The sequence below is a fragment of the Aminobacter sp. UC22_36 genome, assembly GCF_044056035.1.
Taxonomy (GTDB): domain Bacteria; phylum Pseudomonadota; class Alphaproteobacteria; order Rhizobiales; family Rhizobiaceae; genus Aminobacter.
The window spans coordinates 1,516,565-1,531,276 of sequence record NZ_CP171996.1 but is presented as its reverse complement, the minus strand read 5'-3'; the positions used below and the strand labels follow the sequence as shown (position 1 = coordinate 1,531,276).

The 14,712-nt window shown below is 63.1% G+C and carries 13 protein-coding genes; all 13 read right to left on the bottom strand.

Going from position 1 to position 14,712, the window contains the following annotated elements:
• Positions 1–2: 2 nt before the first annotated feature.
• The 13 genes from ACHMW7_RS10675 to ACHMW7_RS10615 all read right to left on the bottom strand — a co-directional run bounded on the left by ACHMW7_RS10675 (position 3) and on the right by ACHMW7_RS10615 (position 14,612).
• Positions 3–818 (bottom strand): ABC transporter permease, encoded by an 816-nt coding sequence (locus ACHMW7_RS10675; RefSeq protein ID WP_395450214.1) that lies wholly within the window; start codon positions 816–818, stop codon positions 3–5.
• Positions 808–1,779 (bottom strand): ABC transporter permease, encoded by a 972-nt coding sequence (locus tag ACHMW7_RS10670; RefSeq protein ID WP_395450213.1) that lies wholly within the window; start codon positions 1,777–1,779, stop codon positions 808–810. The genes ACHMW7_RS10675 and ACHMW7_RS10670 overlap by 11 nt, the downstream gene beginning before the upstream one ends.
• The gene (locus ACHMW7_RS10665; protein ID WP_395450212.1) at positions 1,776–2,774 is read right to left on the bottom strand and encodes an ABC transporter ATP-binding protein; all 999 of its coding nucleotides are present in this window, start codon (positions 2,772–2,774) and stop codon (positions 1,776–1,778) included. The genes ACHMW7_RS10670 and ACHMW7_RS10665 overlap by 4 nt, the downstream gene beginning before the upstream one ends.
• A 194-nt stretch (positions 2,775–2,968) precedes the next feature.
• Positions 2,969–4,123, bottom strand: coding sequence for an ABC transporter substrate-binding protein (locus tag ACHMW7_RS10660; RefSeq protein WP_395450211.1), 1,155 nt, complete (start codon positions 4,121–4,123; stop codon positions 2,969–2,971).
• A 221-nt stretch (positions 4,124–4,344) separates the two neighbouring features.
• Entirely contained in the window at positions 4,345–5,256 is a 912-nt protein-coding gene (locus ACHMW7_RS10655) for a LysR substrate-binding domain-containing protein (RefSeq protein ID WP_395450210.1), read from the bottom strand.
• Between the two features lie 618 nt (positions 5,257–5,874).
• Positions 5,875–6,939: an ABC transporter ATP-binding protein gene (locus ACHMW7_RS10650; RefSeq protein WP_395450209.1), complete on the bottom strand. Its 1,065-nt coding sequence runs from the start codon at positions 6,937–6,939 to the stop codon at positions 5,875–5,877.
• 19 nt (positions 6,940–6,958) lie between these two features.
• Positions 6,959–7,750, bottom strand: coding sequence for an ABC transporter permease (locus ACHMW7_RS10645; RefSeq protein ID WP_395450208.1), 792 nt, complete (start codon positions 7,748–7,750; stop codon positions 6,959–6,961).
• Positions 7,747–8,661, bottom strand: coding sequence for an ABC transporter permease (locus tag ACHMW7_RS10640; RefSeq protein WP_395450207.1), 915 nt, complete (start codon positions 8,659–8,661; stop codon positions 7,747–7,749). The genes ACHMW7_RS10645 and ACHMW7_RS10640 overlap by 4 nt, the downstream gene beginning before the upstream one ends.
• 64 nt (positions 8,662–8,725) lie before the next feature.
• The gene (locus ACHMW7_RS10635; protein WP_395450206.1) at positions 8,726–9,832 is read right to left on the bottom strand and encodes an ABC transporter substrate-binding protein; all 1,107 of its coding nucleotides are present in this window, start codon (positions 9,830–9,832) and stop codon (positions 8,726–8,728) included.
• Between the two features lie 239 nt (positions 9,833–10,071).
• Positions 10,072–11,244, bottom strand: coding sequence for an iron-containing alcohol dehydrogenase (locus ACHMW7_RS10630; RefSeq protein ID WP_395450205.1), 1,173 nt, complete (start codon positions 11,242–11,244; stop codon positions 10,072–10,074).
• 88 nt (positions 11,245–11,332) lie between these two features.
• Positions 11,333–11,758: a DUF2569 family protein gene (locus tag ACHMW7_RS10625; RefSeq protein ID WP_395450204.1), complete on the bottom strand. Its 426-nt coding sequence runs from the start codon at positions 11,756–11,758 to the stop codon at positions 11,333–11,335.
• A 20-nt stretch (positions 11,759–11,778) separates the two neighbouring features.
• Positions 11,779–13,167 (bottom strand): aldehyde dehydrogenase family protein, encoded by a 1,389-nt coding sequence (locus tag ACHMW7_RS10620; RefSeq protein ID WP_395450203.1) that lies wholly within the window; start codon positions 13,165–13,167, stop codon positions 11,779–11,781.
• A gap of 74 nt (positions 13,168–13,241) precedes the next feature.
• The gene (locus ACHMW7_RS10615; protein ID WP_395450202.1) at positions 13,242–14,612 is read right to left on the bottom strand and encodes a glutamine synthetase family protein; all 1,371 of its coding nucleotides are present in this window, start codon (positions 14,610–14,612) and stop codon (positions 13,242–13,244) included.
• Between the last annotated feature and the right edge of the window lie 100 nt (positions 14,613–14,712).

The following is a 14,712-nucleotide window of genomic DNA, read 5'->3' as shown; positions in this document are numbered from 1 at the left end:
TCTTATTTGCCGGCGCCGGCGATCTGGTCGCCTTCGCGGGTCAGGTAATAGGCGGCGAGGATGGGCAGCAGGGTCGCGAGAACCACGACCATGGCGACGACATTGGTGACCGGGCGCTGGCGCGGCCGCACCAGCTCCTCGAGCATCCAGATCGGCAGCGTCTGCTGCTGTCCGGCGGTGAAGGTGGTGACGATGACCTCGTCGAACGACAGCGCAAACGCCAGCATGCCGCCAGCCAGGAGCGCCGTTCCGATATTGGGCAGGATCACATGCCTGAACGTCTGGAAGCCGTCGGCACCAAGGTCCATCGACGCCTCGATCAGCGAGCCCGAGGTACGGCGGAACCGCGCCACCGCATTGTTGTAGACGACCACGACGCAGAAGGTCGCGTGGCCGAGCACGATCGTCCAGAACGAAAACGGGATCTCGGCCAGGCTGAAGGCCGAGCGCAGGGCTATGCCGGTGATGATACCGGGCAATGCGATCGGCAGGATGACCAGAAGCGAAATCGCCTCGCGACCGAAGAACCGGGTCTGGCTGACGGCGGCGGCACAAAGTGTGCCGAGTACCAGTGCAATCGCCGTCGAAATCGCCGCGACCTGTACCGAAAGACCAAGCGCCTGCCAGACATCGGGCCGCGCCCAGGTGGCGGCGAACCACTGCGTCGTCAGGCCGGGTGGCGGCCACTGGTAGCTCTTCTCTTCCGTCGTGAAGGCGTAGACGAAGATCAACAGGATCGGCAGGTGCAGGAAGGCCAGGCCCACGGCAGCCGCGACCTTGATGCCGAGGGGCGCTGATTGCGAGCGGTCAGAGCGCATCGAAGGCTCCCATGCGTTTGGCACCCCAGAGATAGAAGCCCATGATGACGACCGGCACCACGGTGAAGGCGGCGGCGAGCGGGATGTTGCCGGCGGTGCCCTGCTGGGCATAGACGGCCTGTCCGATGAACAGCCTGGACGTGCCGATGATCTGCGGGATGATGTAGTCGCCGAGCGTCAGCGAAAAAGTGAAGATCGAGCCGGCGACAATGCCCGGCAACGCCAGCGGGAACAGCACGTTGCGGAAGGTCTGGCCCGGCGATGCGCCGAGGTCGGATGAGGCCTCGACCAGATTGCCGGGCACACGCTCGAGTGCCGCCTGGATCGGCAGGATCATGAACGGCAGCCAGACATAGACGAAGACGATGAAGGTGCCGGTGAACGAGACCGACAGCGAGTTGCCGCCGACGACGGGCAAAGACAGCCAGCTGTCGAGCAGCCACGACAGATGCAGCTTGGCAAACAGCCAGGTCAGGATGCCTTCCTTGGCGAGGATCAGCTTCCAGGCATAGATCTTGACGAGGTAGCTCGACCACAGCGGCAGCATGACGCCGAGGTAAAACAGCGCCTTCCATGTGCCGCGGGCATAACGCGCCGCGTAGTAGGCGATGGGAAAGGCGACGACCGCCGAGGCGAGCGTCACCAGTGCGGCCATCGTCACGGTACGCACGATGATGTCGAGATTGGCCGGCTGGAACAGGTCGCCATAGGTTTTGAGCGTCAGCTCGCGGCTGATCAGACCGGAGAACTCGTCGATCGAAAAGAAACTCTGCGCCAAGAGCGCAATCAGCGAGCCGATATAGACGACGCCGAGCCACAGCAGCGGCGGCGCCAGCATCAGGAACAGCAGCAGCCCCGGCTTGCGCCACAACAGGTCCGACAGCGAACCGGCGAAGCCGCCACGCCTGGGCAGGATCGCGGCGGCCACGTCGGACGCGCCTGACACAGCCTGAACGCTCATGCCTGCTCCTCCATCAAATGGAGCTGGTCGCGGTTGAAGGTCAACATGACATGGGCGCCATCTTCGGGGACGGCAGCGCCCGACGGCACCGTCGCATGCAGCCTGAGGCCGTCGGCGTCGAGCGACAGCTTGGTCGCTGCCCCCAGATAGTGGCGCGAAACGACGCGCGCGGCGACGCCGTCGCCTGAGGTGTCACGGCGAACGCGGATCTGCTCCGGCCTGAGGCTGCCCCAGCGTCGCTCGCCGGCATAGCGCTGGACGAAGTCAGGCGGCAGCACGTTGGACGAGCCGACGAAATCGGCGACGAAGCGCGATGCCGGGCGCTGGTAGATATCCTCCGGCGCGCCGACCTGCATGATGCGGCCGTCGTTGAACACCGCAACCCGGTCCGCCATCGACAGCGCCTCGCCCTGGTCATGGGTGACGAAGACGAAGGTGATGCCGAGCGCCTTCTGCAACTGCTTGAGCTCTTCCTGCATGCTTTCGCGCAGCTTGAGGTCGAGCGCGCCGAGCGGCTCGTCAAGCAGCAGCACTTTGGGTTTGTTGACCAGCGCACGCGCCAGCGCCACGCGCTGCCTCTGGCCGCCGGACAACTGGCCCGGTTTGCGGCTGCCATAACCAGGCAGTTGCACCAGCTTGAGCGCATCCTCGGCTGCGCGATGGCGTTCGTCCTTGCTCACGCCCTTGACCATCAGACCGTAAGCGACGTTGTCGAGCACGTTGAGATGCGGAAACAGCGCGTAGTCCTGGAACACGGTGTTGACGTTGCGCCGGTAAGGCGGCACGCCCTCGGCGCGTTCACCGAAGATCGAGATGCTGCCCGAGGTCGGCTGCTCGAAGCCGGCGATCAGCCTGAGGCAGGTGGTCTTGCCCGAGCCCGATGGGCCCAGCATGGCGAAGAACTCGCCCGGCTTGATCTCGAGGTCGACGGCATCGACCGCGCGCACCGCGCCGAAGTGGCGGGAGGTCTTTTGAAAGGCGACTGCAGGGGTCATCGCTCAAGCTTCCGATGTCTGGTCCATCTGTCTGGACCATGGCTGCGCATCCGGCCGAGCCGCGGCCGCCGATGCCTTCATGCCGCACTGTCAGGCGGTCGTCTCAAAGGGTCGGTTGATGCCCTCCGCCCCCTCTCCCCTGAGGGAGAGGGCGACCGCAACGCGGTCTGGCGAGGGGGGCATCGTTGCCGAGTTCAGCGGCCGCCGATCACACCGATATAGTCCGACACCCAGCGATAATAGGGCACGCACTGGTCGTTCTGGCTGGCGCATTTCGACACTGGCGTCTTCCAGAACTTGATCTTGGCGAAGTCCTCGAAGCCGTTGGCCTTGCAGCCTGCGTCGGTGAGCAGTTCGTTGCCCTTGCAAGCAGCTGGCACGACGGGGTTCGAGCCGAACCAGGCGGCAAGATCGCCCTGCAGCTTGGGGTTCAGCGAGTGCTCGAGCCACATATAGGCGCAGTTCGGATTGGCAGCATCGACATGCATCATCGTCGTGTCGGCCCAGCCCGTGGCGCCTTCTTCCGGGATGGTCGAAGCGACCGGCTGCTTTTCGGAGCCGAGCAGATTGACCTGGAACGGCCACGAGCCGGAGGCGACGACACCTTCGTTCTTGAAGTCGTCGACCTGGATCATGGCGTCGTGCCAGTAGCGGCCGACAAGCGTGCGCTGGACGCGCAGCAGATCGAGCGCTGCCTTGTACTGATCCTCGTTGAGCTCGTAGGGGTCCTTGATGCCGAGTTCGGCCTTGTGCGCCATCAGATAGTTGGCGGCATCAGCAATATGGATCGCGCCATCATAGGCCTGGACGCGGCCCTTGTTGGGCTTGCCGTCGGGCAGGTCCATCGGCTCGAATACGACGTTCCAGCTCTTTGGGGCTTCCTTGAAGACGCTGGTGTTGTACATCAGCACGTTCGGGCCCCACTGATAGGGCACGCCGTAATGCTGGCCATCGACGGTGAACCACGGCGCATCCTTGAGGCGCTCGTCGACGGTCGACCAGCTCTTGACGAGATCCGTATTGATCGGCTGGACGCGCTTGCCGGCGACGAGGCGCAGCGAGGCATCGCCCGAGGCGGTGACGAGGTCGAAGCCACCCTCGTTCATCAGCGCCACCATTTCATCAGAGGTGGCGGCGGTCTTGACGTTGACCTTGCAGCCCGACGCCTTTTCGAACTCCGTCACCCAGTCGTAATTCTTGTCGGTCTCGCCGCGCTCGATATAGCCCGGCCAGGCGATGATGTTGACCTGGCCTTCGCCGGCGCCGATTTCCTTGACCTGCGCCACCGCCTGGCCGGAAAAGCTGCAAGCCAAGGCGATTGCCGTGCAGGACTTCAGAAATGCCTTCATCTCGATCCTCCCATTTGCAGGAGCCGCTCTCGATCGGCGGCATTGCCCTGAAACGAAAGGTGCTGTGAAAGCGCAGGTTTCGCAAATTCATTCGAAAGAAGGGTGATATCGGTTTTTCCGATACCCAGAGCGCCGCGCGTCCGGTCGGACGCGCCAAGGACGCTTTGGCATTTTGAAGCTGCGCATCGTGCTTTCCGACACCGATTTTCAGGCCGGCTATGTCAAAGCTTCTGGCGGACGGTGCGTTGCGCCTGGGCGATGCCGATGAAATCGCGCGCCGCCGCCGGCAGCGACGAACCGCGCCGCCACACCATGCCGACCTGCACCACAGGCAGCGAACCGGAGACGTCGCGCGACTCGATGCGGTCACCTTCAAGCGACCACGGCCGGTAGACGAGGTCGGGCAGCAGTGCCACCCCTGCCCCGGTCGCCACCAGCGAGCGCACGGCTTCCACCGAACGCGTGCGAAAGGCAACATGCGGCTTGGCGCCGATGGCTGCGAGCAGCTTGCCGGTGTTCTCCTCGATCTCGTCGACCGACAACATGATCAGCGGCTCCGACGCGATGTCGTCGACGCTGATGATCTCGGCCGAGGCGAGCGGATGGCCGAGCGGCAGCCACAGCCGGTAGGCCGAGACCTCGAGGATCTCCGATTGCAGCGCCATACGGTCGCGCAAATTGGAGGTGACCATGACGGCGAGGTCGAGCTTGCCGCCGACAAGCAGGTGTTCGAGATAGTCGCCATTGTCCTCGATCGCCGATATCTCGACCGCCGGATGGGCGCGGCGGTAACGCGCCAGAAGATCGGAGAGCACATAGCCGGCGACCAGCGAGGTGACGCCGAGCTTGAGTTGGCCGGTGGCGGTGGCCTGGCCGCCGAAGAAGGTGCGCCGCGCGTCCGACACGTCGGCGAGGATCTTGGTCGCATGGCGCAGGAACTGGTGGCCCTTGTGGGTGATGTTGAGGCCGCGCGGATGGCGCTCGAACAGCTCGACGCCAAGGTCGCCCTCCAGTTCCTTGATCGCCTCGGTGACCGATGATTGCGAGATCGACAGGTTCTGCGCCGCGCGCGAAATCGTGCCCTGCTCGGCGACGGCGACGAAGAACTGGAGCTGGCGAAGCGTGAAGGCCATGGCTGGACTAAACAGGGCGGTGGGGGATTTGGGAAGGGGGTGGATGCTCGGGGCCGGACACCGCGTAGCCGTCATCGGGGGCGAGGCAAGCGAGACCCGGACTTGGGGGCTCATCACCCAGCAGGAGAACCGACCCCCTGCCGGCCCGGCGTCCCCCGCTGGTGCGCACCGAGGTCCAGTGGGAGATCGCGAGGGAATGATACGGGAGGTTTCGGAGGGCGCGGAGAAACGGGCGTGGCTATCCACGCTGGTTGGTGACAGGTGGTAACAGGCGCTTATGCCTTACGAGGCAAATCTTCCGCGTTGCGATCCTTCGCCCCCCTCTGGCCTGCCGGCCATCTCCCCCACAAGGAGGGAGATCACGCCGTCATCAACCTCTCGGCCAATCGCCAACATCGCTAGGCTAATCCCTACGATGTTCCAGGATGAGCGCCGCCAGCGACGAGACTAATCGAGATGGCCGGCAGGCCAGAGGGGGGTGCGAAGGAACGAGGCGCATGGCGATCTGCGCCGAAACTGCCGGGCCGCGGCGAAAGCCCAAGGCAGCGCCTGCCAAAAAAGCAAAAAGCGGGGAAAGCCTTCCCCGCTTTGCTTAGGATTTGTTCGATACAAAGCCCGCTAGTGCAGCACCAGCACGTCGCCGGAGGAGAAGCTGATTTCGGTCTTCTGGCCGACGACCGGCGGCGGGCTGCTCGGGCTGTTGAAGGTGTCGAGCGACACGACGTTCTGGCCGACGCCGACACGGACGCGGATGACCGAACCCAAGAAATGCACGTCGGCGATCTGGCCGGTCAGGTTGGAGTCGTTGCCGGCCTTGCGGCCAAGCGAGATCGCTTCCGGCCTGAGCGCCAGCGACAGCGTGTCGCCCGACTTGGAGCCGTTGAGCTTGCCCTTGAGGCCGATCTCTTCGGCATTGATCTTGACCGTGCCGGACGCGGCGTCGCTGATCGTGCCTTCGAGCACGTTGAGCGTGCCGACGAAATTGGCAACGAACTTGGTCGACGGGCGGTTGTAGATCTCGAACGGCGTGCCGGTCTGGTCGGCGCGGCCTTCGTTCATGACCACGATGCGGTCGGACATCGACAGCGCCTCTTCCTGGTCGTGGGTGACGAAGATGGTGGTGATGCCGAGCTTCTTCTGGATCGAGCGGATTTCCTCGCGCAGCGAGATGCGCACCTTGGCGTCGAGCGCCGAGAGCGGCTCGTCGAGCAGCAACAGCTTGGGCTTGGGCGCAAGGGCACGCGCCAGCGCGATGCGCTGCTGCTGGCCACCGGAGAGCTGGTAGGGGTAGCGGTCGCCGAAGTCGGGCAGCTTGATGATGCTGAGCATCTCGTCGATGCGCGCTTGAGCCTCGGCTTTCGGCATGCCGGCGACCTTGAGGCCGAAGCCGATGTTCTGCGCCACCGTCAGATTGGGAAACAGCGCATAGGCCTGGAACACCATGCCGATGTTGCGCTGGTTCGGCTTGAGGCCGGTGACGTCCTTGCCGCCGATCAGCACCTTGCCGGCCGAGGGCTCCTCGAAGCCAGCAACGATGCGCAGCATGGTGGTCTTGCCGCAGCCCGATGGTCCGAGGAAGGAGACGAACTCGCCGGCGCCGACGTCGAGGTTGAAGTCCTTGACCACGGCGACGTTGCCAAAGGACTTCTTGACGCTCTGGATGGAAAGGAAGGGATCGGCCATTGGCTTGTGCTCTTCTTGTTCAGTTCGGGCGGTTTGCCGACTTCGGCGCGAAACGTGCAAGGATCTGGATCACCGACATGCAGCCCCAGGTGATGGCGAAGGCGATGACCGCCAGTGCCGCCGGCTCATAGGCGCGGTTAGCGCCGATGTTCTGCAGGTAAGGCCCGAAGGCCGGACGGTTGAGCAGGCTCGCCAGCGTGAACTCGCCGATGACGATGGCGAAGGTCAGGAAGGCGCCCGACAGCACCGCGATCAGCACATTGGGCAGGATGACGCGGGCGATGATGGTGGTCCAGCCGGCGCCGAGAATCTGTGCTGCTTCGGTCAGTGTGCGCACGTCGATGGTGCGCAGGCCGGTGTCGACGGCGCGGTACATGTAAGGCAGCGCCAGCGTGGCATAACCGATGACCAAAAGCGCGTCTGTGCCGCGCGCCGAACCGAGGAAGGGCAGCGGCGAGTTCGAGCCGTACATCCTGATATAGCCGAAGACGATGACGATCGCCGGGATGACCAGCGGCAAAAGCGTGATGAACTCGACGACCGGCCTCAGCTGCGGCATGCGCAGCCTGATCCAGTAGGCGGTCGGCACGACGAGGAACACGCCGAGCAGGATGGTGAACACGGCCACCGTCACCGAATAGGCGAATGTTTCCTGGAAACGTGCATCGCCGAGCACGACGCGGTAGGCGTCGAAGGAGTAGGCGCCGCGCCGCATGCGCAGCGAAAATTCGAAGGTGGCGATCAGCGGGATGAAGAAATAGGCGGCGCCGACGATAAAGACGAGCCAGGCCCAGAAGCGACTGGTCTTCATTTGAGCCACCTCTCGCTGCGAGTGCGGAACCAGATGTAGAAGATGTTGGCGAGGCCGGTGACGACGATCATGCCGAAGGCCAGCGCATAGCCGAGATGCGGGTTGTGCAGCACGTCGCCGCGGATCTGGGCATAGAGCTTGATCGGCACGATGTTCAGCGACGAGCCGGTGAAGGCGTAGGCCGTGGCGATGGCGCCGAAGGAATTGGCAAACAGCAAGATGACAGTGCCGAGGAAGCTTGGCCACAGCACCGGAATGACGACCATGCGCCAGTACTGCCAGGTGGTGGCGCCAAGGGTGGCAGCCGCCTCGCCCCACTCGCGCTTGAGGCCGTCGATCGCCGGCGTGATGATGACGATCATCAGCGGGATCTGGAAGAACAGATAGACGATGATCAGCCCGAACGACGTCAAGACGTTGAAGCCCATCGCGTAGATATCGATGCCGAGATTGCGCAGCAGCACGGTGACCAGGCCGAGACGGCCAAGCGTGGCGAGAAAGGCAAAGGCCAGCGGCACGCCGGCGAAATTGGAGGCGACGCCCGAAAAGGTCATCGTCGACGAGCGCACCCAGGCCGGCAGGCCGCCGCGCACGATGGCGATCGCCATGGCAAGGCCGATGAAGGCGCCGATGGTGGCCGACCAGAAGCTGATCTTTATCGACACCCAGTAGGCGTCGCGGATCGATTTGTCGATGAAGAGCTGGCGGATGTTGTCGAGCGTGTACTGGCCCTGGTCGTTCTGGAACGCGCCGATGACGAGATAGAGCGTCGGCAGGATCAAGAACATCAGGGCGAAGATGAAGAACGGCGCGACGCCGAGCCAATGGGTCGGCAAGCGGAAACCGCTGCGCGCGTCCGGCGGGGCGGAGCGTGTGGCGATGGCCGGGTCGGATATGCTGGCTTGGGTCATCGGGGCGCCGTCTTGAGAGAAAATGCGGGCGGCTGCGAAGCCGCCCGCGATAGCAGATGCTCAGTTACTGAACGTTGGCGCCGACAACGGCATCCCACTGCTTGGTGATCGCTTCCTTGCCCTTGGCCTGGTCGTCAAGCGTCGGGAACACGGCCTTTTCATAGGCAGCGGCCGGCGGCAGCTTGTCGAGCATGTCCTGCGGGATCTTGCCGTTCTTGGCGAGATCGTTGAAGCGGATCGGGTGGCAGTAGCCCTTGAGCCAGCCGAGCTGACCTTCGTCGGAATAGAGATACTCCATCCACAGCTTGGCAGCGTTCGGGTGCGGCGCATAGGCGCTGATCGCCTGGACATAGACGCCGGCAACGACGCCGGTGGCCGGGACGACGACGTCGACGGGCGGGTTGCCGTTCAGCGTGTCGCGACCAGCAAGGGCGTTGTAGTCCCAGGTGATCAGGATCGGGGTCTGGCCCTGTGCAAGGGTGGCCGACTTGCCGATGACCGGCACGAAGTTGCCCTTGGCGTTCAGCTCCTTGAAGAAGGCGAGGCCCTTTTCGGCAGCCGAAGCGGCATCGGTGGCACCCGAGCCGAGACCGGCGGCATAAACGCCCTGGATCGCCTGGTTGGACGCGCGCGGATCGCCGGCGAGCGCAACCGAGTTCTTGTATTCGTCCTTGAGCAGGTCGGCCCAGTCGGCCGGTGCGTTCTTGACGAGGTCCTTGTTCACTTCGAAGGACAGCACGCCGTAATAGTCGCCGTACCAGAAGCCGTCAGCGTCCTTGGCGGTGTCGGGGATCGAGTCCCAGGTCGCGACCTTGTAGGGCTGGATCAGGCCGTCGGCCTTGGCCTGCGGACCATAGGAGAGACCGACGTCGATGACGTCAGGCGCCTGCGGGCCCTTGTTGTCCTTGTTGGCCTTGATGGCCTCGATCTCGTCGCTGGAGCCCGCGTCGGGGTTCAGTTCGTTGACGGTGATCTCGGGGTACTTCTTCTTGAAGCCTTCGATGACGGCGCCATAACCGCACCAGTCATGCGGCAGCGCGATCGTGGTCAGCTGGCCCTCCGCCTTCGCGGCGGCTTCGAGCGCGGCCATATCCTGAGCCGACACAAAAGCCGTCGTCACCATCAGTGACGCCGCGCTTAGGGAAAGCACTTTCCCTGCAAACTTGAACATGTTGTTCTCTCCGTTGAACTGACGCCATGAGACGCCTGCGATGCGGTATCGACTTCATGTGACAGTCACATGAAAGTTCCATGAAGCCGGCGCCCGCAGTGGAAAAAAGTTAACTACTTTTAATCGGTTGTCGCAATCGTCGCCGTTGTTTACCGGCTAATTAAATTCCGGATACCTCCCAAGCCCCTCCCCTTTGTTTTGCCGACTATACAAGTCGGCTTTGCCTTCCCGCACTGGTCTCAAACCGTCCCTTCGATGGCGTTTTCAAGCAAGCCGAGTGCCGCCTTCTTGGTGAGCTTGACCGGGTTGCCGCCGGCGGTCGGATCGACGACCGCCATGTCGGCGATCAGCGCTTTGCGCTTCTTGTCCATGTCGAGGCCCTTGATCAGGCCGGGCAGCGCATGTGGCACCTTGAGCTCCTTGCGCAGCTTGATGACCGCCTTGGCAAAACCGTCGAAGCCGCCCTTGATGCCGCAATAAGCGGACAGGCGCGCGATGCGCTCCTCGATGGCGTCACGGTTGAAGGCGAGCACATAGGGCATGAACACGGCGTTGGTCATGCCATGATGGGTGTCGTAGAGCGCGCCGATCGGATGCGACAGTGAGTGGATCGCGCCGAGGCCCTTCTGGAAGGCGGCGGCACCCATGGCGGCAGCACTCATCATGTGGGCGCGGGCGGTCAGGTCCTTGCCATTGGCATAGGCCTTGGGCAGGTTTTCGAACACCAGACGGATGCCTTCGACCGCGATGCCGTCGGCCATCGGGTGGTAGCCCGGCGCGCAATAGGCTTCGAGGCAATGGGCGAAGGCGTCCATGCCGGTGCCGGCGGTGATGAAGGACGGCATGCCGACCGAAAGCTCCGGATCGGCGATGACGATCGCCGGCAAAAGCTTGGGATGGAAGATGACTTTCTTGGTGTGGGTCTCTTCATTGGTGATGACACCGGCGCGACCGACTTCGGAGCCGGTACCGGCGGTGGTCGGCACGGCGATGATCGGGGCGATGGCGTCGGAATTGGCACGGGTCCACCAGTCGCCGACATCCTCGAAGTCCCACACCGGCAAGGTCTGGCCGGCCTGGAAGGCGATCAGCTTGCCAAGGTCGAGCGCCGAACCGCCGCCGAAGGCGATGACGCCGTCATGCTTGCCCTTCTTGAACACGGCGATGCCGGCCGTGAGGTTCGATTCAACCGGGTTCGGCTTGACGTCGGAGAAGACGCCGTAAGGCACCTTGGCGTCGCCGAGGATCTTCAGCGTCGAGGCGACGACCGGCAGCTTGGCCAGGCCCGGATCGGTGACGAACAGCGGCTTCTTGATGCCGGTGGCGGCGAGCACGTCGGGCAGCTCGGAGATGCGGCCGGCGCCGAAACGAACTGTGGTCGGGTAATTCCACTTGGAAACGAGTTTGGACATCTATTCTACTCTCTATGCCGTCAGACCGGCTGCTTGTTGACGAAGGTGTTTAGAACCCGGTTCGAGTTATACATGTAGGGAATCCAGATCAGCGCATAGGCGACCGCCGTGAAAGCTCTCCGCCTGAAGGCGGGGCTAAAAACTCCAGGCCTTGCGCCACCAGACTGTCGCTGAACAGGAGATAGCTGAACACAATGTAGATGAAGATGACCGCTACAGATGCGACGAGCCAGATGATGAAAACCCCTGGAAACAAATCCAGTCGCTTCACCATCAGATAGAGAATGATTGGCGCTGCCAGCACATCCAGAAGCAGCAAGTCTGCAAGCTCCACTGCCACCAGAACCATCTGCTGACCGCTCAAGTATGCGAAGTTCCGCACCACGAATTCGTACTTGCTCAGCTCCAGCAAGCCAAAAGCCGGTGAGATCACCAGAATGGCGATAACGAGAATCAGCCAGCCCCCCAGACCTTTGGGTTCGTCTTCGGCTGCGGGGGGCTGGGCGATGGTCATCCTGTTGTCAGCTGTGCTCCCTAGATCTTCTCACGCAGGTGATACGACTTCGGCCGGGTCAGATTGTCGTAGCCGATCTGCGACAGCGCAGCCCCCTTGCCGGTGTCCTTGACGCCGGTCCACACCAGTGCCGGATCGAGATAGTCGCAGCGGTTCATGAACACGGTGCCGGTCTCGACGCGGTCGCCGACCGAAATGGCGTGCTCGGTATCAGCGGTCCAGATCGAGGCGGTCAGGCCGTAGGGGCTGTCGTTCATCAGCGCGATCGCCTCGTCGTCGTTGCGCACCTTCATGATGCCGACGATGGGGCCAAAGCTTTCGTCGCGCATCACCGACATCTGGTGGTCGACGCTGGTCAGCACCTCGGCCGGCAGGTAAGGCGAGCCGGCCTTGTCCTGGTCGTCCTTGGTGTTCATGTGCGCAACGGCACCCTTGCGCAGGGCTTCGGCCTTCTGCTCGCGGATGAAATCGGCGAAGCGCGCCTGGGCCATCGGCCCCATCGTCGTTGCCTGCTCGAGCGGGTTGCCGAGCACGTAGCTCTTGGTCTCGGCGATGAAGCCCTCGACGAACTGGTCGTAGATCTTCTCGTGGACATAGACGCGCTCGATACCGCAGCAGCATTGGCCCGAATTGAAAAACGCGCCCTCGACCAGATTGGCAACCGCATGGTCGAGCTTGGCGTCAGGCAGCACATAGGCCGGGTCCTTGCCGCCGAGCTCGAGGCCGAGCGTCATGAAGGTGCCTGCAGCCGCCTTCTCGATGGCGCGGCCGCCGGCGACCGAGCCGGTGAAATTGACATGGTCGATCTTGCCCGAGGCGAGCAGCTTCTCGGTCTGGGCGTGGTTGAGCACCAGGTTCTGGAAGACGTATTTCGGCAGGCCGGCGACCTCGAAGGCCTTGGCGAAGCGTTCACCGACGAGCAGCGTCTGGGCGGCATGCTTGAGGATGACGGTCGAGCCGGCGATCAGTGCTGGAACGATGGTATTGACGGCGGTGAGATAAGGATAGTTCCACGGCGCGATGACCATCACCACGCCGAGCGGATCCTTCTTCACGTAGCGGACGAAACCGTCCTTGGGATTGGAGGCGAGCACGGGCGCGAGCGCGCGCTCGGCGATCTCGACCATGTAGTTGGTGCGTTCCTTGACGCCGCCGAACTCACCGCCATAGCGGGTCGGCCGGCCCATCTGCCAGGCCAGCTCTGGCACGATCTCGTCGCTCATGGCAACCAGTGCCTCGAGCATCTTGAGCATGTAGTTGGCACGCTCGGCGATCGGCACCCTGGCCCAGTCGGCCTGCGCGGTGCGCGCGCGTTCGACCGCGGCATTGACCGCCTGGTCGGAAGCGACCGGCCGCTCGACAAAGATCGAGCCATCGATGGGGGATTTGAGTTTGACCGTCTCGGTCATGTCTATTGTCCTTCCAAGTTCAACACCCTCCCCTGGCCGGCAGGCCAAAGGAGGGTCACGCAATGATGGTGACTTTAGTACCGCTCGAAGCCTCTGTGCAGCTCCCAGTCGGTGATGCGGCGGTCGTATTCGAACTGCTCCCAGCGCGCGGTGTGGACGTAGTGGTCGACGACCTCCTCGCCGAGCGCTTCCCTCAGCATCTTCGACGATGCCAGGGTCTCGGTGGCATCGCGCAGAGTCTTCGGAATTTCGGGCAGGCTGGCCGCCTGGTAGGCGTCGCCGACGAACGGCTTCTGCAGCTCGAGCTTCTCGTCGATGCCGGCGAGGCCGGCGGCGATCAGCGCGGCAAAGGCGAGATACGGATTGAGGTCGGCGCCGCCGATGCGGCACTCCATGCGGATGCCCTTGGTGCCCTCGCCGCAAAGGCGGAAGCCGGCGGTGCGGTTGTCTTCGCTCCACATGATCTTGGTCGGCGCAAACGTGCCGGACTGGAAGCGCTTGTAGGAGTTGATGTAGGGCGCCAGGAACCAGGTGAACTCCTTGGCGTATTTGAGCTGACCGGCCGACCATTGCTGGCCGAGCTTGGACAGGGTCCACTCGGCACCCTTGTCATAAAACAGCGGCGTCTTGCCGTCGGCGCTCCACAGCGAATTGTGGATGTGGCTGGAGTTGCCGGCGAGGCCGTAATTGTACTTGGACATGAACGAGATCGCCTTGCCTTCGCTGGCTGCGATCTCCTTGGCGCCGTTCTTCAGGATGACATGGCGATCAGCCATTTCAAGCACTTCGGCGTAGCGGACGTTGATCTCTTCCTGGCCCGGGCCCCACTCGCCCTTGGAGTTTTCGATCGGAATGCCGGCGGCTTCCATCTCGTTGCGAAGCCGGCGCATGACGCCTTCTTCCTTGGTGGTAATGCCGATCAAATAGTCGCCGATATAGGGCGATGCGGTGTCGAGGTTCTGCCAGTGCTTGGCGCGTGCTGAATCGTAGGTTTCGGAGAACAGGTAGAATTCGAGCTCGGAGGCGAAATAGGCGAGATAGCCGCGATCCTGCAGCCGCTTGGCCTGCTTGCGCAGGATGCCGCGCGGCGAATGCGCCAGATCCTCATGCGTGTGATGATCCTTGAGGTCGCAGAGCAGCAGCGCCGTCTTTTCGAGCCAGGGTACGTTTCGGATGGTGTCAAGGTCGGGCTTCATGACGAAGTCGCCATAGCCTTTCGACCAGCTTGCCGCCTTGTAGCCGGGCACCGGCTCCATATCGATGTCGTTGGCCAGCAAATAGTTGCAGCCATGGGTCTCATCGTAGGCGGACTCAACGAAGTACTTGGCCAAAAACCGCTTGCCGACCAGACGGCCCTGCATGTCGACGGCACAGGCGAGGACCGTGTCGATCTCGCCTGAGGCGACTGCCTTCTTCAACTGATCGAATGAGAGATTTCCAGCCATTTTTGTTCCGCTCCGGGCAATGCCACTTTCAGGTTTTGGAAGATCGTTCTGAGGGTTGAAACAAGACGTGGCCGGCACCTGGCCGGCCACGGCCATTTAG